At 37.4% G+C, this 25,249-nt stretch carries 25 protein-coding genes; 1 reads left to right on the top strand and 24 read right to left on the bottom strand.

Annotation, left to right across the window (positions count from 1 at the left end; all coding sequences use genetic code 11):
- Positions 1-158: 158 nt before the first annotated feature.
- Together EDD71_RS11780 and EDD71_RS11775 are read right to left on the bottom strand one after the other, a co-directional pair.
- Complete coding sequence (locus EDD71_RS11780; RefSeq protein WP_133628942.1) at positions 159-560, bottom strand: hypothetical protein; 402 nt, start codon at positions 558-560, stop codon at positions 159-161.
- A 512-nt stretch (positions 561-1,072) separates the two neighbouring features.
- Positions 1,073-2,263 carry an FprA family A-type flavoprotein gene (locus EDD71_RS11775; protein WP_133628941.1) on the bottom strand — a complete coding sequence of 397 codons (1,191 nt, stop codon included), beginning with the start codon at positions 2,261-2,263 and terminating at the stop codon, positions 1,073-1,075.
- Positions 2,264-2,520: 257 nt separating this feature from the next.
- Here EDD71_RS11775 and EDD71_RS11770 point away from each other — a divergent pair, with 257 nt between their 5' ends.
- Positions 2,521-3,588 (top strand): hypothetical protein, encoded by a 1,068-nt coding sequence (locus EDD71_RS11770; protein WP_133628940.1) that lies wholly within the window; start codon positions 2,521-2,523, stop codon positions 3,586-3,588.
- Between the two features lie 22 nt (positions 3,589-3,610).
- On the opposite strand, the gene EDD71_RS11765 is transcribed toward EDD71_RS11770, so the two are convergent.
- From EDD71_RS11765 to EDD71_RS11665, 22 genes are all read right to left on the bottom strand, one after another.
- Complete coding sequence (locus EDD71_RS11765; RefSeq protein WP_133628939.1) at positions 3,611-4,612, bottom strand: sugar phosphate nucleotidyltransferase; 1,002 nt, start codon at positions 4,610-4,612, stop codon at positions 3,611-3,613.
- 200 nt (positions 4,613-4,812) lie between these two features.
- Complete coding sequence (locus tag EDD71_RS11760) at positions 4,813-5,946, bottom strand: CapA family protein (RefSeq protein ID WP_133628938.1); 1,134 nt, start codon at positions 5,944-5,946, stop codon at positions 4,813-4,815.
- A gap of 132 nt (positions 5,947-6,078) precedes the next feature.
- Positions 6,079-6,549 carry a peptide deformylase gene (def, locus tag EDD71_RS11755; protein ID WP_133628937.1) on the bottom strand — a complete coding sequence of 157 codons (471 nt, stop codon included), beginning with the start codon at positions 6,547-6,549 and terminating at the stop codon, positions 6,079-6,081.
- A gap of 291 nt (positions 6,550-6,840) precedes the next feature.
- The gene (locus EDD71_RS11750) at positions 6,841-7,101 is read right to left on the bottom strand and encodes an HPr family phosphocarrier protein (protein ID WP_133628936.1); all 261 of its coding nucleotides are present in this window, start codon (positions 7,099-7,101) and stop codon (positions 6,841-6,843) included.
- A gap of 102 nt (positions 7,102-7,203) precedes the next feature.
- Positions 7,204-7,326 (bottom strand): hypothetical protein, encoded by a 123-nt coding sequence (locus tag EDD71_RS15955; protein ID WP_279233029.1) that lies wholly within the window; start codon positions 7,324-7,326, stop codon positions 7,204-7,206.
- Positions 7,327-7,427: 101 nt separating this feature from the next.
- Positions 7,428-8,279 carry a MurR/RpiR family transcriptional regulator gene (locus EDD71_RS11745; RefSeq protein WP_133628935.1) on the bottom strand — a complete coding sequence of 284 codons (852 nt, stop codon included), beginning with the start codon at positions 8,277-8,279 and terminating at the stop codon, positions 7,428-7,430.
- A 198-nt stretch (positions 8,280-8,477) separates the two neighbouring features.
- On the bottom strand, positions 8,478-9,554 hold the full coding sequence (locus EDD71_RS11740) for a DUF871 domain-containing protein (RefSeq protein ID WP_133628934.1): 1,077 nt from the start codon (positions 9,552-9,554) through the stop codon (positions 8,478-8,480).
- Between the two features lie 74 nt (positions 9,555-9,628).
- Positions 9,629-10,966: a PTS transporter subunit EIIC gene (locus tag EDD71_RS11735; RefSeq protein WP_133628933.1), complete on the bottom strand. Its 1,338-nt coding sequence runs from the start codon at positions 10,964-10,966 to the stop codon at positions 9,629-9,631.
- Between the two features lie 15 nt (positions 10,967-10,981).
- The gene (gene murQ, locus EDD71_RS11730) at positions 10,982-11,893 is read right to left on the bottom strand and encodes an N-acetylmuramic acid 6-phosphate etherase (RefSeq protein WP_133628932.1); all 912 of its coding nucleotides are present in this window, start codon (positions 11,891-11,893) and stop codon (positions 10,982-10,984) included.
- 334 nt (positions 11,894-12,227) lie between these two features.
- On the bottom strand, positions 12,228-12,860 hold the full coding sequence (locus EDD71_RS11725; protein ID WP_133628931.1) for a V-type ATP synthase subunit D: 633 nt from the start codon (positions 12,858-12,860) through the stop codon (positions 12,228-12,230).
- Positions 12,861-12,862: 2 nt separating this feature from the next.
- Complete coding sequence (locus tag EDD71_RS11720) at positions 12,863-14,245, bottom strand: V-type ATP synthase subunit B (RefSeq protein WP_133628930.1); 1,383 nt, start codon at positions 14,243-14,245, stop codon at positions 12,863-12,865.
- Positions 14,238-16,010 carry a V-type ATP synthase subunit A gene (locus tag EDD71_RS11715; RefSeq protein WP_133628929.1) on the bottom strand — a complete coding sequence of 591 codons (1,773 nt, stop codon included), beginning with the start codon at positions 16,008-16,010 and terminating at the stop codon, positions 14,238-14,240. Before EDD71_RS11715 ends, EDD71_RS11720 begins: the two co-directional genes overlap by 8 nt.
- A 42-nt stretch (positions 16,011-16,052) precedes the next feature.
- Positions 16,053-16,376, bottom strand: coding sequence for a V-type ATP synthase subunit F (locus EDD71_RS11710; protein ID WP_207669344.1), 324 nt, complete (start codon positions 16,374-16,376; stop codon positions 16,053-16,055).
- On the bottom strand, positions 16,363-17,352 hold the full coding sequence (locus tag EDD71_RS11705) for a V-type ATP synthase subunit C (RefSeq protein ID WP_133628927.1): 990 nt from the start codon (positions 17,350-17,352) through the stop codon (positions 16,363-16,365). Before EDD71_RS11705 ends, EDD71_RS11710 begins: the two co-directional genes overlap by 14 nt.
- A 107-nt stretch (positions 17,353-17,459) precedes the next feature.
- Entirely contained in the window at positions 17,460-18,059 is a 600-nt protein-coding gene (locus tag EDD71_RS11700) for a V-type ATP synthase subunit E (protein ID WP_166636470.1), read from the bottom strand.
- A 14-nt stretch (positions 18,060-18,073) separates the two neighbouring features.
- Positions 18,074-18,565 (bottom strand): V-type ATP synthase subunit K, encoded by a 492-nt coding sequence (locus tag EDD71_RS11695; RefSeq protein ID WP_133628925.1) that lies wholly within the window; start codon positions 18,563-18,565, stop codon positions 18,074-18,076.
- Between the two features lie 14 nt (positions 18,566-18,579).
- The gene (locus EDD71_RS11690) at positions 18,580-20,514 is read right to left on the bottom strand and encodes a V-type ATP synthase subunit I (RefSeq protein WP_133628924.1); all 1,935 of its coding nucleotides are present in this window, start codon (positions 20,512-20,514) and stop codon (positions 18,580-18,582) included.
- Positions 20,501-20,827 carry a hypothetical protein gene (locus tag EDD71_RS11685; protein WP_133628923.1) on the bottom strand — a complete coding sequence of 109 codons (327 nt, stop codon included), beginning with the start codon at positions 20,825-20,827 and terminating at the stop codon, positions 20,501-20,503. The genes EDD71_RS11690 and EDD71_RS11685 overlap by 14 nt, the downstream gene beginning before the upstream one ends.
- A gap of 244 nt (positions 20,828-21,071) precedes the next feature.
- Positions 21,072-22,742 (bottom strand): B12-binding domain-containing radical SAM protein, encoded by a 1,671-nt coding sequence (locus EDD71_RS11680; protein ID WP_133628922.1) that lies wholly within the window; start codon positions 22,740-22,742, stop codon positions 21,072-21,074.
- Entirely contained in the window at positions 22,717-23,274 is a 558-nt protein-coding gene (locus EDD71_RS11675) for a class I SAM-dependent methyltransferase (protein ID WP_133628921.1), read from the bottom strand. The genes EDD71_RS11680 and EDD71_RS11675 overlap by 26 nt, the downstream gene beginning before the upstream one ends.
- A 150-nt stretch (positions 23,275-23,424) precedes the next feature.
- Complete coding sequence (locus tag EDD71_RS11670) at positions 23,425-24,168, bottom strand: zinc dependent phospholipase C family protein (RefSeq protein WP_133628920.1); 744 nt, start codon at positions 24,166-24,168, stop codon at positions 23,425-23,427.
- A 289-nt stretch (positions 24,169-24,457) separates the two neighbouring features.
- Positions 24,458-25,240 (bottom strand): zinc ribbon domain-containing protein, encoded by a 783-nt coding sequence (locus EDD71_RS11665; RefSeq protein ID WP_133628919.1) that lies wholly within the window; start codon positions 25,238-25,240, stop codon positions 24,458-24,460.
- Positions 25,241-25,249: the final 9 nt, after the last annotated feature.

Below are 25,249 nucleotides of genomic sequence, written 5' to 3'. Positions count from 1 at the left end.
AGTAATTAAGATGGGCTTAAGGTTAAGTATGGGCTATCTTACCCTATTCAACATGATTTTTCACTAAGTGTTGCATTTAATATTGCAATTTAAGAATGTTTTTTACATCAAATTTCTTTTTTCTGAAATTTTAAAAGGCCTTGCTCCGGGGCAGCCTCCTATAGCTCCAGATCGTTAAGTACCCTATCCACATCAATTTCCTTTGATCCCTCTCCAAGTATCAGGGTGACTTCACACTGCTCATAATTATCCCTATCTATTTCATATAATACAAATTCCCCTGTGAGGCCATTTTCTTCACATATTTCATCAACTATATCCTTTATATTATCTCCAGCTATATCTGTAAGATATGGGAGGAAGAATTCATTATACCAATTATCCTCACCCTCTCCTTCATCATAATTTTCGTTTGCATAATCCTTCGCCGCCTCAATTTCTGCTTCATCAAAGGTGTAGAAAAAGTTAAATACCTTGATATCATCCTTATATCCTATTTCATCCACCTCTTCAAAGCCCTCCTTTTCAAGTATTTCAAATACTTTTGAACTGTCTATCATAATATCACCCCTTTATAATTCAACTTGTTGTGCTAGTTCAGGCGCTGAGGGTCGATAAAAAATATATGAAATTCACATTTTTCAAATCCCAAGCCTTAGAACTTCTTTGCTAAGCGTACTGGTGAATGAAATATATTTTTTATCGCAGCGTCGATCTGTAAACTTATCCAGCACAACGAGTTAATTTACTGTTAATATATACATATTGGAAAATATTATTCATAAAGCATGATTTCTACGCATTTATTATGCGAAGGTTTTAAAAAATATTTGCATTTTATTAGATGCTATTACCCCAGCAAAGGATAGGGCCGAACCAAATACGAAGGGAGCACTTTTATTTATTTCAAAAAGGTATCCTGCCTATTTTATCGGACAAAATTCCCGCCGGTACAGAAAGCATTGTACATACAAGATTAAATGATGCAAGCATTATGCAGATCTGAAGCATATTCATACCAGAGGCCTTTGCCCTTAGCGTTAAAAAATAGCCGGATGTAATCCGGCTTATTTTATATCTGATTTCCTATTTGCCTTCCAAGTTCCCTTGCCTTTTTCATTTCCTCATCCGATGGCCTGAAGTTTATTTTAAGACCCGGTTCGATAACCTTGAACTTGAGCCCCTTAAGTCTGTCAGTTAAAAGCTGAACGCTTTCTCCACTCCATCCATAGGAACCAAACGCAACAGCAAGTTTACCCCTGTTTACAATTGGCGATACCTCAGAGAGGAAGTCCCATGCCGGCTTTACAGCATCCTGATTTATGGTAGGCGAACCGATTGCAAGGGCCTTCGATTTTTCAAGCTTATCTACAAGGTCGCTTATCTTGTGCTCTGTAATGTCGTATACAAGAGCCTCTGCACCAGTTTCCTTTATGCCCTCTGCAATTTCATGGGCAACTTCCCTTGTATAGCCATAGGAAGAAACATAAACAACAAGAGCCCTTCTTTCCTTGCCCGTCTCAAGAACAACCCTGCTCCATTCTTCATAGAGGTCTACATACTTCCATGGTTTTTCCCTGAGGATTGGTCCGTGTGTTGTACATATAACGTCTATATCAAGCTGCTTGATTTTTTCTATTGCTTCAAGAACCTTCTTCTTAAACGGTCCCATAATAACGTCATAGTAGTATCTAAGTTCATGTGAGAAATCTCCAACTTCGTCATTGAATATCTTTGACGGATCGTCATCACAGTAATGGCACCCAAACACGTCCCCTGAGAATAGCACTTTATCATGTTCAACATATGTGAATATTGTATCCGGCCAGTGTAGAAGCGGTGCAGATACAAATTTAAGTGTTCTCCTGCCTATATTAAGCTCATCGTTATGCTTCACTTCAACGCCTTTAAAATCCCTGTTGGTTATTTCCTTAATGTTGTTAAGAGCTGACCTTGAACCATATATTACAGCATCTCCGTACTCTTCAAGTATTACCTTCATCGCGCCGCTGTGATCAGGCTCAGTATGGTTCACTACTATATAGTCGATCTTCCTATCGCCTATAACGCTCTTTATATTAGAAATAAACTCCTTGGAAAAACCTTCCTTAACCGTGTCAATTAAAACAACCTTTTCATCAACAATTAAATATGAGTTATAAGTTGTACCCTTATCTGTTCTCATAATTATATCAAAAACTCTAAGCTCCGGGTCTCTGACACCAACCCAATAAACATCCTTTTTGATTTCTACTGAACTCATTGAATGGCACCTCCGATTAATCGTTTGTAATGTAAAGCTTTTCATCCGATTATTAATTATCAATTGTATTATACACCATTTTTTTAATTAATAAAATATGTTTATGGAAAATATTTTTCCGTTAGAAATATTTTTATAAGGTCTAATCTAAATTCTATTATAAATATATTATCTTGTATATTCAATTAAAATATTTATTCATATATCATCCATCACCATAAATATATTAGAATGAAGGCTTTTAGGAGGTGTTTACATTGATAATTTTGCTATTCAGTATACTCTGGGGAGGTCTTCTAACGCTTATATTATGTGCTCCCTATGGGTATTATCCTCTTTTTTTAGTGGTTCTTGGTATATCGATTCTCATGTATTTCATAGCGCGAAAACACTTTAAATTTTCAAACAGATACTTTAACGCCGGGGCTGCTGCTCTTTTTTTCCTATCCTATACGTTATGTACATATACGATTTTCAAACCTGCCAGCTTCCAATTTAAAGGGATCAGTAATTTAGATCCGGGTAAAAAAGCTGTTATTTTCTACTCTGAAGGCGAAATGGAGAAGTACACACCCTATTATGCAAACTATTTTTTAGAAAACATTCCAACACTCCTTAAACCTTTGTATACTATGCAGTTAAAGAAGGAATACAGACAGATAGGAGTAAATACGAAAAATTTAGATCTCTTAAAGATAGCTTCAGATGTTAAAAATTCCCTTTTAAATTACAAGCCATATTACTTTTACATTGCCCTTTCGGGGTACGTTCCAGGACTTAAGGATTCTATTTATTCCGCCCTGGCCGATGGCTGCAGTGAAATCATCATCATAAACTACTCCGCTGACTATAACGTTGAGGAAAAGCCGTCGGTAAAATCTGTTATTGAAAAGGCCAGAGAGGCCGGTGTTAAAATCAGCTTTACAAAGCCGGTACACAGCTCAAAAAGCTTTGCAGAAATTTTTTCCTCTACAATTGGAAACATGCCCATGAAGTTCGATGGCATTTTAATAATTGACAATGAAAACGATACTTCATCTCTCATTAAATCGAACCTTTTAAAGTACGGCTACGAGGATTCTGATATTATTATAACAACGAACATTAAAAATGCCATGGACTACTTTAAAAACAGAAATTTAAGAAGTGTTTTCTATATAAACCTTAAAGACAGCAGCTCAGGTTTGATATTTCAAACCATTACATCAAAGGAATTTGAAAAATACAGCGGAGGTATGAAGGTTATGGGTAAGGACAGCTGGGGTTATGACAAGAGGCTCATTAAACCGGCAATAGATGTTCTTCTTGAAATTGATAAAAAGTGAGGTAAACCCCCACTTTTTATATTTAAATATATTCATCTTTTTCTTTCTCATCTGTCAGGGATGGGGTCAAGTATATTTTTGTTTTAGGTCCCATAATACCACTTATGCACCCATTTCCTATTATCGTTGAATATTCTCCTATTATGCAGTCCTTCATTTCTACACCGTCAATTATGCAGTCATTCATTATTATACAATTCGAAATAACTGCATTTTTTATGGAACATCTTTTCCCTACGGACGTATAATCACCAATTATACTGTTTTCTATTTTACTATCTTCATCGATTTTACTTTTTCCATCTATTTTTGATAATACATATTTATTGCACTCCAAAAGATCACTATCCCTTGAAGCATCTATCCATGTACCATCGTCCATATCCATAGTTGATATTTTATATTCTCTATCGATTAAATATTGAATGGCATCGGTAATTTCGTATTCCCCTCTTTTTGAGGGCCTTATTTTTGATGCAGCCCGAAGTATAGCCGGAGTGAAAATATATATGCCTGTTAGTGCAGTTTTACTGTTGGTTATTTTGGGTTTTTTAATTATCTCAATTAGTTTTCCTTTCTCAAATATAGCAATGTCGTGCTTCCACGGTTTTTCAATTTCCTTTGTGAGTAAAAGCCCATCACATTTTTCCTTTTTGAATTGTTTTAAGTATTGTTCCATTTTAAAATCTATAAATACGTTACCCTGAGCCACAAAAAAGTTGTCATCATCTACAAAATGCTTGATACATAAAAGCTGGCCTGCCAGCCCCGTATTTTTATGCTGCCTGTAATATCTGATGCGGCAGCCAAAATCCTTTCCGTTTTTGAAATATAATTCAAAATCCTGTTTCCCTTCCCCAACCACTATTGCAATGTTGTCTATTCCACATTCCACCATTTGTTTTATAAGATATTCTATAAATGGAACGTTTGCTATAGGTATCATTGACCTGGAAACCGAATAAATTATAGGCTTTAGCCTGCTATCACTTATAATATCACCGCACAGCAGAACCCCCTTCATCCATATCCCCTCCCGACTAAATGATTATTAGGCGATGATTTTCCATCATGTCTTAAAAGAATATAAAGTTTAAATAATAGATGCCTACTATAAAATATTCATTTCGTCAGGACTTGACACAATTTTGCATAAAAAAAGAGACTATATAAAAGTCTCACGAAATAAATCCTATAATCATTTCACATTTTCAAAAGGGCTCCTTATCTGTTTTTAAATACCTCAATATCCTTTATATCCGTAAGCTCACCATAAACCTGCTTTACATAGCTTCTCCGGCTCACAGGCACTTTATCCGAATATTTATCGATATTTTCTGCAGGCAAAACCTGATGGATAGTCCTTCCTCCCTGCTTTATGATCGACCTGTAAACAGGTATTACCCTCGCATCCTCGATCTTTGCAGTATCGGTTTTAACTACCCTAAGCTCCACCATAGTACCTATATCAGTATATTTAGCTGTTTGGTTGGATATAAAATTCCCCATAGAGTATGATATAAACACATTTCTTCCATTTGAGCTATAAACCTCCGACTTTCGTGCAACATGCGGATGACCTCCAATTACAGCATCAGCCCCCATATCCGCTATCTCCCTAAAAAGAGCATATTGAAAATCTTCAACCTTTCTTATGTATTCCGTTCCGGTATGAAGCATTACAAGAACAAAGTCAGATCGATTTTTAACCCTTTCAATATCGCTTTTTATTTTATCCTTATCTATTAAATTCACCATTCCATCAGGGGCCTTAATTCCATTGGTTCCATAGGTATATGACAATATGGCTACATTAACTCCATTTTTCTCAACTATAGCAAATTTGTCATCATCCTTTTTACCTGTTCCAACCGGTATCATCCCATGTTCTTTAATAGCTTCAACGGTATTCAAAAGTCCCTTTGTCCCTGTATCCATAGCGTGGTTGTTTGCGGTTGTTAGAACGTCAAATCCTGCATATTTTATAGCATCCAGGACCTCAACCGGCGCATTGAACGTTGGATATCCCGATGGTTTTTTGTCGGGATTTATTGTAGTTTCGAAATTTCCTATTGCAATATCTGCCTTTTCTATGATGGGTTTTATCTCTTCAAAGGAGGGTTTGAAATTGTAGGTTTTCCCGGTATATGCTGCCTTTATCTGTGGATTGTGAAACATAATATCCCCCGCCGTAAGAATGGTGATTTCCCTTCTTACAGGCTCTTCCTTTACAATATCTTTTTCCTGACCGCTGCCTGACATATCGCTGCTTTTTCCAGGAGTATTATTGGTCGCACTGCAGGCCGACAGATAAATTAAAAGTAAAATGGATAAAAAAAGGCTAACTGTTTTTTTCATGTAAACACCAACTTTACTTTAATTTTTATTGGGGTATGGCAATATTTTACACTACATCGCGCCACGTGTAAATGCTTCCTAAATAAAAATAACCATACTGATTACCAGCATGGTTATTTTAATTGCCTTATTTTACTGTTCTTCTTCCTTATATATCTTATAGGCCCTGTCTGTAAACATGATTCCATCAAGATGGTCTATTTCATGGCACAGAGCCCTTGCGAGAAGCTCAGAAGCCCTGTATTCCACAACCTGGCCCTTCTCATTTAGCCCCCTTACTACAACCTTTGATGGCCTTTCAACAAATCCATAATATCCAGGATAGCTAAGGCATCCCTCTTCACTTTCCTGCTTCCCTGAGCTTTTTACAATTTGTGGATTTATAAGAACTATCGGTCCTGTCTCATCCCTCAGGTCAATAAAAATAACCCTTTTATTAACAGCAATCTGTGGTGCAGCAAGGCCTATACCATTATCTGTACTATACAGTGTATCCTTTAAATCCTGAACTAGCTTTAAAACTTCTTCATCTATTCTTTTAACAGGTTCACTCACTGCCTTTAAGGCAGGATGACCCTTTTGTACTATTTCCCTAACTGCCATGTACATTCCTCCGTATAAATTAAAATGATACCGGACGGGAGAACACTGTTCTCCCCTACAACAAAAATGATAAATCTTTATTACTGTTTAAATTATGATATTATTCTACACTTAAAAACACTTATTGTAAATACTCCATTGGGTGGACATAAAACCTTTAAAACCAGCTTTATCGTTGGGCTTTTTAATAGTGGCAAGATAAAAAAGCTGCAAATATTAACCCCCCATGATTTTTTAAAAATCATAGGGGGTTATCAACAATCTGAGACGCAGCTTAGCTGCTCCTTTGTTTTATTCGTTAAGGTTTTCTATTAATTTCACTATAGCTTCTACTGCCTGGTTTTCGTCTTCTCCCTCAGCCTTTATTATAACTTCGTCTCCCATTGCAACGCCAAGCCCAAGAAGACCAAGAAGACTCTTTATGTTTACTTCCTTTTCACCCTTCTTTATGGTTATTGAGCTTTTAAATTTGTTTCCTTCGCTTACAACAAGAGTAGCTGGCCTTGCATGTAGTCCAGTTTTATTCTTTACTACAACTTTTCTTTCCACCATGGAATATTCCCTCCTGTTAAAATATTTGTCAAATAATAGTTTAACCCAACATGACTATTTATGCAATCTTACATTTTAAAATCTTAACAATTGGATTAAACTTCAGTCAAAAAATATAATTTGCAGTCTAATATTTAGTTTTCCTATCCTGCCATATGATATTCCATCGCTGGCTGCTGCGTCGAAAAACTCTAAGCTTTTAACATTTTTTTCACAACCTTCCATATTTCAGCCTTCTCCTGATTAAGGGCCCATGCTGCAGCTTATGAAAGATTGTATTTTTCAAAAATCCTTAAATTCTGAGTTCTGACACATTTAAAAAAATATCATTTTTTTATTTTTAGATCCGAAACCATTCTTCTTGTTGCCTTCAGATATTTTTCAACAACGTCAAAGTTTTCCTTGGCCACCCCAACAAATAAGATATCGATTAGCGTCAGCTGTGCTATTCTGGAAGAAATTGCCCCAACCCTTATATCCTTTTCTATGCCGGAGACCTGAAGTCTTATATCAGAAATTTCCGAAATGGGATTGCTTCCATATTTAGTTATTGAAATACATTTTGCCCCATTTTTTTTAGCCTCAGAAAGGCAGTTGTATACTTCCCTGGTTCTTCCTGAGTAGGATATCGCAATTGCAAGATCTTCAGAAGTTGTAAGGGCTGCAAGTGACATCTGCATATGGCTGTCCATATGAGTCTGAACATTTTTATTTATCCTTAATAACTTATGCTGTAGATCCATAGCTATAAGCCCCGATACTCCAACTCCAAACAAATACACTTTTCTTGCATTTAAAATAGCCTTAATTGCTTCTCCAACTTGCTTTTCATCTAGAAGCTTTACAGTTTCTTCAATTATGTTCATATTCTTTCTTCCAATTTTTAAAATGATATCCTTTACAGAATCATGGGTATCTATATACCCGTAATCCTCTTTAATATCACTATTAATAGCATTTTCCCTTGCAAGTTCTATCTTTAACTCTTGAAATCCCTCATATCCGAGCTTTTTTGCAAACCTTACAACGCTTGCAGTGCTTGTTTTAGTTAACTCAGCCAGTTCAGATGTTGACAGCTTATATATTTCACTTGGATTTTCAATGATATATTCTGCTATTTTCTTTTCTGAAGACGTGTATTGCTCAAAATTATTTTTTATTGCTAAAAGGCAGCTCATGTAAATTCTCCTTTTAATCGTTATTTTTTACCTTTACGTATTGCGATAGTTTTACTTTAAAAAACACCAGGACAAAAAATATATTGCACTCACAACTAAGCTTGCACACAGAGGTCTAGACCAGGGGCAGCTGACAACTTAACTTAAATTTATTTTGGCAACTTTATATTTTTAATATATCACAAAATCGAGATATTGTTATATTAATTTAAATTTGAATTTAGTTTCTTCATCTATATAGTCCAGCAAAAACAGCTCATCTTCAACAATGGATGCAACAACGTTTACCCTTGAGTCTGCAGGTAAATTCTTTTTACATATTTGAAGTTCACCCATATATCTTAAATATCCTTCATTGTCAACAGTTACATCACCTTTTTTTCTATCAATAGTGTTAAAAGGTTTAATCACATTACCTTTGATGTACATCCTGCTCTCAGCTGCCCTTATAACATCCTCAGCTCCATCGCTCCTATTCGTATAGTAGTCCCTTAACAACAGAAGCTTTTCTACTTCTGAATTTCCTAAGAGCCTAACCCTGAATTCTATAACGTCTTCCCTTAAAGAACCTACTGACTCAACTTCTTCTCTGGATGGTATACTATCACCAAAAAATACGCTGTCAATACCTAAAGCATATAAATGTTTTGCAGCTACTTCAGGATTCATCTTTCTATGAATCTCAAGTGTAGGAAGACCTTCATATATCGGGCCTCTTTTGTTTGTTAAAGACGGTATAAAGGCTGAGATTTCTATATTATATCTTTTCATAATTTCATTTTTTCTCAATAAACTTTTTATGGATATTCCAGTATTTAACCTTGGATAATAATTATGACATGCCTGAACATTGTTAAAATCAGGATTAAACTTTGCAAACTCCTTAAAAAATCCTTCGGTAACAGTACTTCCGTTTATCTCTATCCTAAGTCCATAGGGATTTCGAGTAAACTCCGCGATTTCCTCAGGAGTAAAACCGAAGTCCACCCTTATTACATCAATGCCCATGTTCTTTATAGATTTCAAATCCTTAAGAGATAAATTTAAATATTCAAAACCCTTAGGTGAAATATCGGCTATCATAGACATATTAAGCTGCTTTACTGTTTCTACAAGAGTTTTAAAATCTTCTATTATTTTCTTATAATCGGCCTCGGGTATATGTAAAGATGTAAATACTCTATCAAATCCATTTTTATGTGCAAACTTTACATACTCAAGATTCTCTTCAAGGGAATATTTCATCCCCAGGAATACTGAAATACCTTTACCCAAATTAATCACCCCAATTGATTATTTTTAGCATTAAAAGTCTTCCTAAGTTTAGGAAGACTTTTAATATTTTATATTTATTCTGCTAAATCCTCAAATCCAAGTATTAATGTTGCCACAAAACCTGCTATATATGCTACGATAAGTCCAATTATATATAACATCGGCTTATTTGTTATGGCTGCAAGTGGTAATCCAGAAAGACCCATACTTGTAGATGCTACTTTAAGGAATGCCTGAGCTGCTCCTCCAAAGGCACCACCTATACATGCAGCTATGAAAGGTTTGCCAAGTGGAAGTGTTACACCGTAAATTAAAGGCTCTCCTACTCCCATCATGCCTATTGGCAGGGCTGAAGCTATAGTTCTCTTTAATCTTTGGCTTTTAGTTTTAACAAAAACTGCTATAGATGCTCCAACCTGTCCTGCGCCTGCCATAGCTAGTATTGGAAGAAGTAGATTCTGTCCTGTTGTTTTTAGAAGATCTGCGTGAATTGGGGTAAGTCCCTGATGAAGTCCTGTCATTACAAGTGGAAGGAATGTTCCACCAAGTATAAATCCTGTAAAGGCTCCTCCACCTGAGATAGCCGCCTTTGTCGCAGTTCCGACAGCATCAGAAATATATCCTCCTAATGGCTGAAGGGCAAATATTGCTGCAAATGATGAAATCAATATAACAAGCAGTGGAGTAATAAATAGATCTAAAACTTCTGGAACAACCTTTCTAAGTTTCTTCTCAAGCCAGCTTGAAAATGCTACAACCAATAGTACTGCAATAATTCCCCCCCTTCCAGGTACAAGGGCTTTTCCACCAAGTTTAATATCAACTAAAGACGGATGTGTTATAATCGCTGACATTACACCACCAAGCATAGGCGAGCCCCCAAACTCTTTAGCTGCATTTACACCAACGAAGAGGTTTAGCCCATAAAATACTGCATTTCCTGCAACCTTTAATATTCCACCAATGGTTGTATTTGCAAAGCCGGGATTATACTTTAATACAACGTTAAGTATGGCTGTTACAAGTCCACACGCAATAAATGCCGGTATCAAAGGAATAAATATATTAGATAATTTCTTTAAAAAGAGCTTAAATGGAGTTGCATTTTTTGCACTAATTTCTGCTTTTCTCGCAGCAGCTTCATCTATTTCACCAACTTCAAGCCCAGTTATACTACCAAGCTCACTTGCAACTTTGTTAACTCTTCCAGGTCCCAGTATTATCTGGATTTGATCTCCCTGTTCAACCACCCCCATTACTCCTTCTATCTTTTTAATGGCCTCTGTATTAACTTTGTTTACAACTTTAAGTCTTAGCCTCGTCATACAGTACGCTATCTGCACTATATTCTGTCTTCCCCCAACTACGTCATTAATTTGTTCAGCAATTTCTCTGGGTACAAGTTTTGACATATTTCTTCCCCCTTTTTATTTATTTATAGCTTTCAAGGCTTTTGATATAAAGCCTTTATTTTCATATAAAATCTTTGCTGCCTCTTCCCTTTTAAGCCCTGACATTATCATAAATATCGAAAGTTTAACGTTATAATTTGTTTCATTTAGTATTTTCTCTGCTTCTTCCTTAGTAACACCGGTAGCCTGAGTTACTATTCGTTTAGCTCTTTCTATCAGTTTTTCATTGCTTGTCTTAACATCAACCATAAGATTTGTGTAAACCTTACCAATTTTTATCATCGATCCTGTTGTTAGCATATTAAGAACCATCTTTTGAGCTGTTCCTGCCTTGAGTCTTGTAGAGCCAGTTATAACTTCAGGTCCTACAACAGGAGCTATTGATATATCAGCAATTTTTGAAATTTCAGAATCAGGATTGCATGTGACCCCTATTGTAACACTTCCCAATTTCTTTGCGTATTCAAGGCCCCCAATTACATATGGTGTTCTTCCGCTTGCTGCAATACCTACAAGAACGTCATTCCTCGAAAAATCAATACCCTTTAAGTCATTTACACACAGTTCTTTATTATCCTCCGCTCCTTCCTTTGCCCTAAATATAGCCTCAGTTCCTCCTGCAATAATTCCCTGAACCATTGATTCGTCTACTCCAAAAGTTGGCGGACACTCTGACGCATCAAGTATACCAAGTCTCCCGCTGGTGCCAGCCCCTACATATATTAAGCGCCCTCCCTTTTCAAATGCCTTTGATATTTCGTCTATTGCCTTCGCAATATTCTCCAGCTCCTTTTCTACTGCAAGTGCAACCTTCTTATCCTCTTCATTTATCATCCTTACCATTTCAATGGTAGAAACGCTGTCTATATTCAACGTATTTGGATTTCTACCCTCTGTAACTAGCTTGTCTAAATTTATATTTGCCAAAATCACACCTCCAATTTTTAATTATCTTTCTGATTTAATTATATATTTTATGTAATTAAATTTCAATACAATTTTTGAATTTTGTAATATAATTTCATTTCAATATAGTGCATCCCTTCATAAATTGATTACTATTTAACAGAAAACAAATGCCATAAAACATTTTTATAGACTAGATATGCAGGGAAATTTTATAATACTCCAGTTATAATTATGATATTGCTTCAAAGATTATATTTAGCAAATAGGAAACTTTTAAAGAGAAAGTCGATTCAGCATTCATTATCTATGGCAAAAAAACAACCACAGTGGCACTTCTGCCACTGCGGCTTTTTTATTGATTTATCATAGTTTTAACCTTCATAAGCCTTACAAGGTTTCCTCTTTCATTTTCATCGAGCTTCATTGTTATATACTTGATGGTTTCCTCAAGCTGGGGAATCATCACATATTCAAGGGCGTTTACTCTTCGCCTTGTCTTTTCAATTTCGTCCGCCATAAGCTGGCATGACTTTTCAATTTCAGCCAGGCTTAAGAGATTGGGTAGTATATCGTAGAGCTTTTTTATTGCAGCGTCGAGCTCTCCGGAGGTTTGGGCAAAACCATAGGGATATATGCTTGCCCCCTCCCCACCTTTCCTTTCGAACTTCATAACTGGAACGTTTACGCTCATTACGTTCCTTCGAGAAACATCCAGAAGGATTTTCTCAGCAGGCATTATAAGGGCCTCTTCAAACATTTGTGTAGACATAACAGCCTTGGCCATCATAAAGTCCTTAAGGGATTCCGTTAGCTGCTCTTCAACCTTTTTTCTAAGCTCATTGTTTTTCTTAACAAGGTCTATAAATCTTTTCATAAGCTCATCCTGTTTATCCTTTAAAAGCTTATGCCCTCTTCTGGCAGTCTGGAGCCTCTTTTTTAAACGGCTCATCTCCATTCTGGTAGGGTTTACATTAAGCCTTGCCATTTTCATTCATCCCCTTTTTTAGGGAGGTATTTATCAAGGTATTCATCCCTTATTCTCTTGAGTTCTCCCCTTGGAAGTATTGATAGAAGCTCCCATCCTAAATTCAAAGTTTCCTCTATGCTTCTATCAGTATATTCTCCCTGAGAAACGTATCTCTTTTCGAACTGATCTGCAAACTTTGCGTAGAGCTTATCGGTATCTGAAAGGGCAGATTCACCAAGTATTACCGCAAGCTCCTTTGCCTGTTTACCCTGAGCATAGGCAGCAAAGAGCTGATTCATTGTATCGGCATGATCCTCCCTTGTTTTTCCCTTTCCTATTCCCTTATCCTTAAGTCTTGAAAGGGATGGAAGAACGTCTATAGGAGGCATAAGTCCTCTTCTATACAGCTCACGGCTCAGGATTATCTGTCCCTCTGTAATATATCCTGTAAGGTCTGGAATAGGATGGGTTTTATCATCCTCAGGCATTGTTAATATTGGAATCTGTGTTATTGACCCCTCTCTGCCCCTTATTCTTCCTGCCCTTTCATAAAGCATTGCAAGGTCGGTGTACAGATATCCAGGATAGCCTCTTCTTCCCGGGACTTCCCTCCTGGCGGCAGATACTTCTCTGAGGGCCTCTGCATAGTTTGTCATGTCAGTCATTATAACAAGTACGTGCATACCCTTATCGTATGCAAGATATTCCGCACAGGTAAGGGCCATTCTTGGCGTTGCAATTCTTTCAATTGCAGGATCGTTTGCAAGGTTTATAAAGAGGACTGCCCTGTCAATGGCCCCGGTCTTTTTAAAGTCCTCTATGAAAAAATCTGCTTCCTCAAAGGTTATACCCATTGCGGCAAATACAACTGCAAACTTGCTATCTGCTGATAAAACCTTTGCCTGCCTTGCAATCTGGGCCGCAAGGCGTGAATGTGGAAGTCCGGAACCAGAGAATATAGGAAGCTTTTGTCCTCTAACGAGGGTATTTAGACCATCTATCGCCGAAATACCAGTCTGAATGAACTCCGAAGGGTAGTCCCTTGCAACAGGGTTTATAGGTTCTCCTGCAACGTCCAGCTTCTTTTCAGGTATTATCTCAGGCCCTCCATCCTTTGGCCTTCCAAGGCCGTCAAATACCCTTCCGAGCATATCCATAGATACTCCAAGCTCCATGGTTCTTCCCAAAAATCTAACCTTACTGTCCCTAAGGTTAATTCCAGTTGAACTTTCAAAGAGCTGAACAAGGGCCTTATCCTGATTAACTTCAAGAACCCTTCCTCTTCTTATTTCTCCACTTTGAGTTTCTATCTCAACTAACTCATCATAGGCCGCCTTCTCAACCTTATCAACGAGCATAAGGGGGCCTGCGATTTCCCTTATGGTTCTATATTCCTTAAGCATTGTGACTGCCTCCCTCCTTTAGTGAATCCATTTCTTCCTTGAGGGCTGCGAAGATTTCATCTATTTTTTCCATTTCAGCTTCTGAAATGTACTTAGCCCTTGCAATTCTCTCCCTAACGGGTAGCTCAAGTATTCTGCTTAGATATACACCATCATCGAGGGCCCTTTGCGCCTGATGGTAAAACTCAAGTATAAGGCTAAGCATTTTATGCTGCTTGGTTATGGAAGTATAGGTATCGACATCATGGAATGCATTTTGATGAAGATAGTCCTCCCTAAGGGACCTTGCCGCTTCAAGGGTAAGCCTATCCCTCTCAGAGAGGGCATCAATACCAACAAGCCTTACTATTTCCTGAAGCTCCGACTCCTCTTCCAGTATTCTCATGGCTTCCCTTTCCATCTCCGTCCATCCCTTAACGCCAGTCTTTTCTATGTAGGGTGCAATCTTGTCAAGGTAAAGTGAATAGCTGTTAAGCCAGTTTATGGCCGGAAAATGCCTTCTGTAGGCAAGCTGCGAATCGAGCCCCCAGAACACCTTAACAACCTTAAGGGTTGCCTGGGTTACAGGTTCTGAAAGGTCTCCACCTGGAGGTGATACTGCGCCTATAACAGTTAGGGCTCCAACTCTTCCATCCTGTCCAAGGCATACAACCTTGCCAGCCCTTTCATAGAACTCAGCAAGCCTTGATACAAGGTATGCCGGATATCCTTCTTCACCTGGCATTTCCTCAAGGCGGCCTGACATTTCACGAAGGGCCTCCGCCCACCTTGATGTTGAATCCGCCATAACGGCCACTGAATACCCCATATCCCTGAAATATTCCGCTATTGTAATGCCTGTATAAATGGAGGCCTCACGGGCTGCAACTGGCATGTTGGATGTATTTGCAATAAGCACCGTTCTTTTCATAAGTGGTTCTCCTGACTTTGGATCCTTAAGTTCAGGGAATTCCATAAGAACATCAGTCATCTCGTTTCCGCGCTCTCCACAGCCTATGTATACAACAAGCTCTGCGTCAGCCCACTTTGCAAGCTGGTGCTGAACTACCGTCTTGCCGCTTCCAAAGGGTCCTGGAACGCATGCTGTACCTCCCTTTGCAATTGGGAAGAAGGTATCTATTACCCTCTGCCCTGTAAGCATCGGCTCTTCAGGCGCTATCTTATTATTGTACGGCCTTCCCTTTCTAACAGGCCACTTTTGCATCATGATAAGATCCTTTATCTCTCCACCCTTTGTTTTAACCCTTGCCACAACGTCAACAACTGTAAATTCCCCAGAACTGATTTCAACTATTTCCCCCTCAATGCCATAGGGAACCATAATCCTGTGCTCTATTATTGATGTTTCCTGAACTGTTCCTATAATATCACCGGACACAACAAAATCCCCTGGATTTTTTACAGCCTTAAACTGCCACTTTTTTTCCCTGTCAAGCACAGGCACGTCAATACCCCTGCTTATGAAGTCACCTGCAACCTCCCTCATAACTGCAAGGGGACGCTGGATGCCGTCAAACATAGACTCAATAAGCCCCGGGCCAAGCTCAACACTTAAAGGCTCTCCTGTGGTTTCAACGGGCTCTCCAGGGCCAATTCCTGCTGTCTCTTCATATACCTGTATGGAGGCTTTGTCGCCCCTCATCTCTATTATTTCACCAATTAACTTTTTATCTCCAACTCTTACAACGTCAAACATCTTGGCGTGTTCCATTCCCTCTGCTATAACAAGGGGACCTGAAACCTTTATTACTCTCCCGCTACTCAAGCTATCAACCTTCCTTCTTTGATAGATGGTTACTTATCGATGTTACTTCTCAGATAATATGTCAACCCCAACAGCCTTCTCAACATTTTCTCTGATCTTGGCAAGACCTATGCCAAGGCTTCCTCTGCTTCCGGGTATTAGAATAACTGCAGGAAGCATTTGATTTTTGTATCTATTTAGTGTTTCCTCCATGTCCTTTGCCATCGTTTCAGTAAGGAATATTAAACCGTAGCCTTCCCTTGCCATGGAATCTACAGCTCTAATGGCCTCCTCGGGGCTTTCCACGCTTTTTACAGTCATACCCAGGGCCAGGAAGGCTAAAACTGCGTCCCTTTCTCCAACTACTCCAATCTTATACATATGTATCACGCAGCCTTTCCCTTATGATATCGGGATGAACTTCATTTTTCTTACCTGTAAGTATTATTCTAAGAACCTTTATTTCGTTTTCTCTGGCCAGAATATATGCAATTATCGGCTCCGGTCCAAAGCTTACAAACTTAGCGGATCTTAGATAGTCTATTATGTAATTATCCCCGGCTTTTTCTATCCTTCCAAGGTCACCGGTCTTCTCATATTCCTCTATTCCTTCTCTTACCCATTTATCATGTTGAGTAAATGAAACTTTTTTCACAAAGCTGTCAAGTGGATTGTTGAAATTTGTTGCGAAAAGGTCAAGTTCCAATTTTCCATCTTCAATATAAACCCTTTCAAAAAATTCAATGCCCCTTTCCTGGGCCTTAACCCTTATGAAAGCCTTTATGTTTGTAACATCTATCATAAGCTTTACAATTTTATTAAGATATTCCAATCTGCTATTCTTCGCAATCTCAAGCATATACCTATACATGCCTTTATCCATGATTATATCTATTTCCTGTGGGTCCTCCGCATTTCTATAGCTTTCAAAGGCCTTCAGCACATAATCCCTTAGAATCTCCGGCATTTCCTTATAATCCTCATCTCTGAACATCATTTTTAGATTATCTAAAGGTATGGTACCTGCATCGATGAGCAGGGAATCCACATCAACACCGGACTGTTTTCCCTTTATAAGGGATTTGATATTATGGGCATCGTATCTTGCTGAAAGTATATCTATAACTTCCCTCACAGGCACCAATTTTTTCATGTCTCTGTACAGCTCCTCAAGCGATGCCTTTAGCCCATCCTCATAGGATGGCATACTAATGTAGCTGCCGTAAATCGAATCCTGAAGCATCCTAATAGCCTCATCAAAATCCCTTGCCTCGCTCACCCCTTCAAGTTTCGCCCTGGTAAGCAGTCTTGTTTCATAAACCCTTATGCGGGCGATACTCTGGGCAAAAATAGTATTATCCATTCATGAACACTCCCCAACAGAAGTTAGAGATGGGATGTCAGGGTTTATCCCCATTGACATCACCGAAAAGCCACTTCTGAATTATTGAAAGTACTATGAGTTTTCCTTTAACTAAATAAAAGGTTTGCTATATCGCCCTGAAGGCTGTCCCTTAAGGCCCTTATTTGTGCCTCTATGGAGCAGTTTACCTCAAGGCCTTCTCTTTTCAGTATAAATCCTGAAGATATATTTCTTACTTCACCGCTTATTTTAAGCTGTCCCTTTTTGCCTTCAGATTGTAATTTTTTATTAACTCTCTTAAGCAAATCAGGGTCTATTCTGTTTTTATCATTTTCAGAGAAAATTACTTCCTCATCACCTGTTTCTATGTTGCTTAAAAGAAGCCTTTCAATGAAATTTGTATACTCCTCAACGCTCATAAACTGTATTTTTCTTATGGCAGTATTTAAAACCTTATCTATGGCTTCCTGCTTTGCCGCAAGAACAGCATTTCTTAAATCAAGCTGAGCCCTTGCGATTATTCTGTCCCTTCTGTCCCTGCCATCCCTTTCAGCCTTAGCCTTAAACTCCTCAAGTATTTCCTCTGCCCTTAATTTAGCAGACTTTACAATTTCATCGGCTCTTGCTCTGGCCTCGTTTTCTATCTGCCTTGCCTGTTCTTCGCTGTCCCTGAGGATTCTGGACTTTAAATTTTCAATTCCGGCCATTTTTTGCCACTCCCTTATAGCTTTATGCTGTTTAGCATTAAGAATGAAATAACGAATGCAAGAAGCGCATAGGTTTCAACTATAACTGCAAATATAACGCCGTTAAAGAACTTTTCCGGCCTCTTTGCAAGTATTTGAACACCTGCTGCCGCTGTTTTTCCCTGATATATCGCTGATCTATATCCAACGATTGCTATTGGAAGGGATGCCATTAAAAGCTGAAAACCCTGGCTGAGGTCAGGTATTGTAGCAAGGAACCCTGTTTTAACAAGTATAAGGATTCCTATAACGAAACCATAAAGTCCCTGTGTACCAGGAATAACCTGAAGTATCAATGCCTTCCCGAACTTTTCCGGATCCTCTGCGATAAGCCCTGCTGAGGATTCACCCACAAGCCCTGTACCCCTTGCTGAACCTATTCCAGGTATTAAGGCGGCAAGAGCAACTGCCAGCAGTGTAAGTATTAAACCACCGTTTTGAGAAGTTAAGAATTGCATGAAATTCATTTAAAATTCCTCCCTTATTTTTCTTCTTTAACTTTGATATATTTGGTTTTTATTTTTAAAGGTTCAAAGGCTTTGCCTCCACCCTCATAAAATTTACCAAAGAATTCAACGTATTGAAGCCTGCTTGTATGAACATAGGATCCCAGGGCATTTATTAAGAGATTAAAGGTATGGCCTGCAATAAGTATTATGGGGCCAAGTATAAGCTTTGGAAGGGTTATGCCTTCGCCCATAAGGCCTATCATTATATTAAAGGCATTTCCTATAAGCCCTGTTGCAAGCCCTAATGCCATAAGCCTTGAATAGGACAATGCATCACCAACATAGCTTGTTAGGCCATATACTCCAAAGAGCCCTGCACCGATTTTGCCTCCTATTCCCTTGTTGGCCCTTCCAGCTGTAAGGAATATTCCAACAACCCCTGTTATTGCAAGCCATTTTCCGATTTCAGTCCCTCCAACTATGCCCTGTGTACCTGCGGCATACCATGCAATACCGAATATTATGGCATACAGAGTTCCTACATCGAAAACTGCATCAAGAACATGGCCGCTTCTTATAAGCTGATATCCTTTAACTCCAAGCCCTATAACAAGGTGTAAAACTCCAAGGACTACAGATATTCCAAGTATAAGCATTGGGTTATCAAGTGGATTCACCCACAGGGGCTTAATTGAGACTCCAAAGACTCCTCCGTAGAGCGCTCCAAATATGATTGTCGGTATGCTGCTGTAGAGTATAAGCTTTGCAATTTTTTTAGCTCCTCCCTCAAGGTCCATAAACTTAAGCATTATAATAGAACATATGAGCATCCCAAAACCATAGCCTATATCGGACATCATCATTCCAAAGAACAACAGGAAAAACGGTGTTAAAACAGGCGTAGGATCAACTTCCCCTGCAGAAGGCAGGCTGTACATTGAGGTCACTATCTCAAAGGGCTCAACCAGTGCATTGTTCTTAAATGCAATTGGAGGGTTATCATCCTCCTCTGGCTCTTCAAAATCTATATAAACATCTTTAAAATTATGATTTAAAGTTTCAGAAACCTTCTTAGCTTCATCCTCCGGAACCCATCCCTGAAGTATCAGGGTTTTACGGGTCTTTATAAGGTTTGATATTGCCCTTTCCTTTTCAAGCCTGGTTGACAGATAATCAAACATCTTCTCGATATCCCCTGCATTTTTTGAAAGTTCTTCAGCCCTTTTGATGAGCTTATCATATTCATCATCGATATTCACAAGCTCCTCCTGAAGCCTTTTAAGCTTATTTACAGGTACCTCAGCAAGGTCGATATTTGCCTTTGCAAAACCATATTTTTTAAGTATATCCGATACTTTATTTAAGTCATCCCTATGGCACAATATAAAAAGCCCTATATCCTGCTGAGTATCGGATACTCTTTCAATATATACATCCTCGAAATTTGAGGTTAACTCATCATTAAGCTGTGCTTCATACCTTCCGGATATAACTCCAACAAAATATGCTGTTTTTTTAAGTTTCTCAAGCTCTTTTATGCTGATATCAAGGCTGCTCCACTGCCTGTATTGTTCTGCGGAAGACAAAACTCTATTTCTTTTGTTTCTATTCATGCCAAGGGCTTCTTCTATTCCTTTAGCCTCTGCATAAATACTTCTCCAGTTTATTTTGTTCTCAAGCTCCTCAAACTCTTCCTTTGAAATAATCTCCCTTTTTGAAAAGAGACCTACCCTTTCCCTATGAAAACGCCTTAGAAAATCATATGTAAATTTAATATGATTAAACTCTATCTCAGTTTGTGAAACGCTTTTGGCTTCCTCAAAAATTTCCACATCTGAAGTATCGTTAATTTTATCCTTGAGATCGATTAAATGCACATTTCCAAGGGTTTGAAGGGTATTTAACAGCCTATCCCTGTCACCCAGGGGAGCAGCAATGGTAAGCTTTTTCATTTTAACTATCGCCATGGCCGTTCACTATCCTCTCGATAACCATATTTACTGCTTTTTCCATGAGTTCGGAAGGAATATTTTTTAGTTTGCCTATAGCCTCTTCTTCTTCGCTTTTTAGCTTTTTTGCAGCCTCAAGGGCTTCAGCTTCATACTTTGAAATTACGCTACTTAAATGCTCTTCTGCTTCTTTTTTAGCACCTTCAATTATTGAATCCGCCTCTTCCCTTGCAGATTTTTCTATTTCAGCGGCAAGGCTCTGGGCCTTTCTAACTATTTCTTCCCCCTCCTTTTCAATTTCAAGGATATCCTTTACTACTTCCAAGGCCAAGGTATCACCACCCTTATACTAATTTATAATGCTCTCATAACATTTCCATGTAATCCTTATTATATTATAAGTTTTCCATAATTTGAATATAATTTAAAAAAAATGCAAACTTAAAACAGCGGCTATTTATAAAATATTTTAATTACTTTATTTTTAAAGGCTTTGATTATAATCACATACATTCAGAAAAATATTTTTTGCATTAATAACTTTTAAAAGTAAATTTTTATCAATATTTTTTAATTCATTGCAAATACATATATTCCCCCTTTTCCAGGTTAAAAACTGCAATCCCTCTTTCTTCTAATATACTATATGATGACATGTCCTTTAATATCTTAACATCAACAGGTACATAAAATATTCTTTTAAAATCAATCCTGCCAAAATATTTTTCTATTTTACTTCTGTTTTCATACACTAAGTCCTTTAAATTCAACATATTTTCTCTCTTGAGAAAATCAGGAACTACAGATTTTTTAGTATTTATAATATAATCATGGAGAAGCACATCCCTAATTATATTTTCATTACAATATTTAAGTAAAAACTCATAGAGCAGCTTAAATCTATCGTTTAAGCTCATATTTCTGCTGAAAAATCCTTTGTCCTTTAGAAAACCTGTAAAATCCATAAAGAAATCGAATTTTGAATGTACCTTTGAAAGAGCATAAAACATAGTTATACTGAATATGCCACTGTTGTAATAGGATTCAAAAACCTCCTCCAATTCCATAAGACTAACCATTTCATCAAAGGTTATATCCCTTGTTTTAAGCACCTGATATGGAGGGAATTTCGTATAATGCATAATATATTTATGGCTTTCATAATACATTGGAGAACCCTTTAATATCTTCAAAAAACCCAGCTGAAGCACATCAGGATTCATATCCATACACATGTCAAAGGACCTTCTAAAGGAGGAAAAGTCTTCTCCAGGCAGCCCTGCAATGAGATCAAGGTGGCAGTGGATATTTCCTGACTTTTTTATTTCCAGTACGTTTCTTTTTAATTTTTCAAAGTCCATAGTCCTATTTATGTTATTTAAAACCTCAGGATTAGTTGTCTGCACTCCCACTTCAAATTGAAAAAGCCCATCTGGAGCACCTTTTAAAATCTCTATTGCATCCCTGTCCAATATATCTGCTGCTATTTCAAAATGAAAGGTTGTGTTCTTTCTATTTTCTATAAGGTACTTCCATATCTCCATTGCAAACTTTTTATTTGCATTAAAGGTTCTGTCAACAAACTTCACTATTTTTACATCTCTGTCTATAAAATACTTTAAATCGCTTTTAACCCTATCAAGGCTGAAATACCTAAGCCCCCTTTCAATGGAGGAGAGGCAATATTTGCAGCTAAAGGGGCATCCCCGTGTGGTTTCATAGTATATAATTCTGTCGGTAATACCATCTTTATATGGAAAGGGAATCTCATCGAGGTTTTCTATAAAACTTCTGGAGTGATTTTCTATAATCTTGTCCCCGCATCTATAAACAAGCCCCTCTACATCTTCAAAGGATTTTTTCCCTTCCTTAAGCTTGCAAATAAAGTTTTTAAAAGGCCTCTCACCTTCTCCTTGAATTATAAAGTCTATGTATTCATATCTTTCTAAAACAGCTTTGCTGTCATATGTAACCTCCGGCCCCCCAAGGAGTATAAATATATTCCCATCAATTTCCTTAAGAGCACTGCAGACTTTGAGGGTATTTTCAATATTCCATATGTAGCAGGAAAACCCAACTAGATCAGGCTTTTTTCTGGCAATATCGATTGCTATGTTAAGAGGGTTTTCATTTATTGTGGCATCGTATATTTCTATATTATCGTCATCCGCATAGGCCTTTAGATATCTAATTGCAAGGTTTGAATGAATATGCTTTGCATTAAGGGCCGCCAGAACCGTCTTCATCCTTTTCCTCCTTAATGTTTACTGCTTCTATGTAGTATTTGTTATTACTTATAGTGCTAATAATTATCTTATAACCATTATTCTCTAAAAGTTTCAACATGTCAACAAATTTTACTCTGAAAGGATTCAATTTAACTCTTAAATTGAGCCTTTTTTCACGTCCGTCAGGAAGTTTTGCAATAACATTAAAATCTCCAAAAAGCGTTGTAGATGGTATATGCAAATCCCATATAAAAAGCTTTCCATCCTTCTTTAAAACTCTTTTTAACTCCTTGAGCCTTTTGTTTAAATTTCTTTTCCCCCTTATAAAGCCTAGAGAGAAAAAGGAACATGCATAATCGTAAAAACTATCCTTTGAGGAAATATTTATATTGTCCCATACTATATATTCCTTCTCCAGGCTTTCAGCTTCATTTTTTGTATAGGTTATATTAACTATTTCAGATATTATGTTATTGCCCCTTGTGGAAATGTCAAGCACGTTTCCATGAAGTTTCAAACTTCCAAGTTCAACAGTTATGTCCTTTTTCATATTATCACCCCAATGAACCCCTTAATTTACCGCATAAAATATACTTTAATAATGTATTTATCGACATATTAAAACATGGGCTTTAATCCTTGTCCTTAATTATTTCTTTACATAGAAAAAAATTCCTGCAATAAACAGGAATATACTTTCTCATATTTTCAACATATCCTTTTTTCTTTTTTCAATATAGGGCTTCATCCTCTGTATGTCATTATAAAACTTTAGCATTGCCCCTGCAGTTGTTTTCTGGGCGAGAACCAGAATTACAGATGTAGTTTTAAAAAATTTAACCTGTCTGTTTTTTTCATATAAAAACTTTTTATAAGCACCTATTGCATGTCTGCTATTATATTCTATAAATTCAGGTATAGTCTTTAAATATATTCCGTTTCTGTATACCTTAAATAAATCATGCTCTTTATATGTCCTTATAATCCACTGTTCATACTGTCTGTGCTTATCGAGGAGCCTTACATTTACATGTTGGGGAACGGTAAGGTCCTGAATTATATGACAGGCTGCCCCAAAATAAAACATCGCATCCCTTACATTGTCGTTATAATACAGATTAAGTGCTTTGCCGTAATATGTCATTATCTCCCTGAAGGCATTGCTGTTTCCGTATAAGCCTCTTCCGGTTTCAGGATTATAGAAATGATTGGCACTTTTAAAATCCTGATCTGCCCACACCGCACCTTCATTAATTTCCTTTATATATTTTGACATTAGATTATATGCATCGATGTAGCCATCATTTTTTAAAATTTCTACTCCCTGGTTATTTATGAACCTGTGAACTTCGCACTCCGTTTTGATTATTCTCTTTTTAATTGGATTCGCTGCCCTGAGGACGTTTTTAAACATTACTGAATATGATTTTTCAAATAAGTTCATAACCATCACCCTATGAAAGTTAATCTAATCTTATTTTTAACCAGTATTTTTATATTATCCTCATAGGGCATGGAAATAAAAAATACCCTCCAATGTGGAGGGAATCCTTGATATTGGGGTTTTAGGGAATTATATGTTAAAAAACCTTACGCAATTTCACACACAAAATATATTTTAGCTACAATTCGACATATTGTAAAGAGTTAAATTATAAATATTTTATAAACTTAACAACCTTTTAAAGTCTTGTTATAAATATATTATTTCAAAAACTCTGAAGTTTATTCACTTATATAATGGCTGATAAAAGATAGATTATGGCTGCCATCAGAATAAACCCAGCCCCTGCTGTAAAGGCTGCTCTGTCCTCCGAAAGACCTGTTATCTCCTTTATACTCTGGTATATGCTAACAAGTATTATAACGGTTATAAACATTGCGAAAACTATATTGACCGATGGCGCTGCATAATAGGTCATTATCAAAACAAGCATCATAGTTACATAAAGTATGCCGCTTATGGATACTATATTCCAGAGAGATAGAAGCTTAACTCTAACGTTGTATAAAAGCTGTGCCGATATGAAAAGGCCAAGCGTTAAAGCGAAAAGTACAATCCCAAAGACTATAAAGCTTCTTAAGAATATAATGCCATAGGGCGAAATTCTTCCTGTTTTAAAGATAGGCAAAAACCCCTTTAGAATTCTACCAAAGGGCCTGCTTGATATCCAGACGGCAAGAAATCCCTGAAGGATTCCCATAATAAGCATCGATATAAAGGATGCTTCCTTTAATGGCTCTCTTGCATATTTTGAAGATGCTGCAACAGGTTTTGTAAACACGTCCTTAAAAAGAGTGAATATTTCTCTTCCATAGTTCTCAAACCTTGATTTATCAATATTTATTTTATATTTTAGCCTTCTAATCCCTGGCTCTGAAGCTGCTGCAGTCTCCTGCAACATTTCGTTTCCAAAATCCTTCTTACCTTCATCTTTTATTATCTGTCCACCACACACTACGCAGAATTGATCGTTTTTCCCGAACTCTGCACCACATTTTTTACATGTTCCCATTTAACCCCC

This window comes from Fonticella tunisiensis (assembly GCF_004364155.1).
GTDB lineage: Bacteria > Bacillota > Clostridia > Clostridiales > Caloramatoraceae > Fonticella > Fonticella tunisiensis.
Note: the sequence above shows the minus strand (reverse complement) of the source record. Positions and strands in the feature narration are given on the sequence as shown.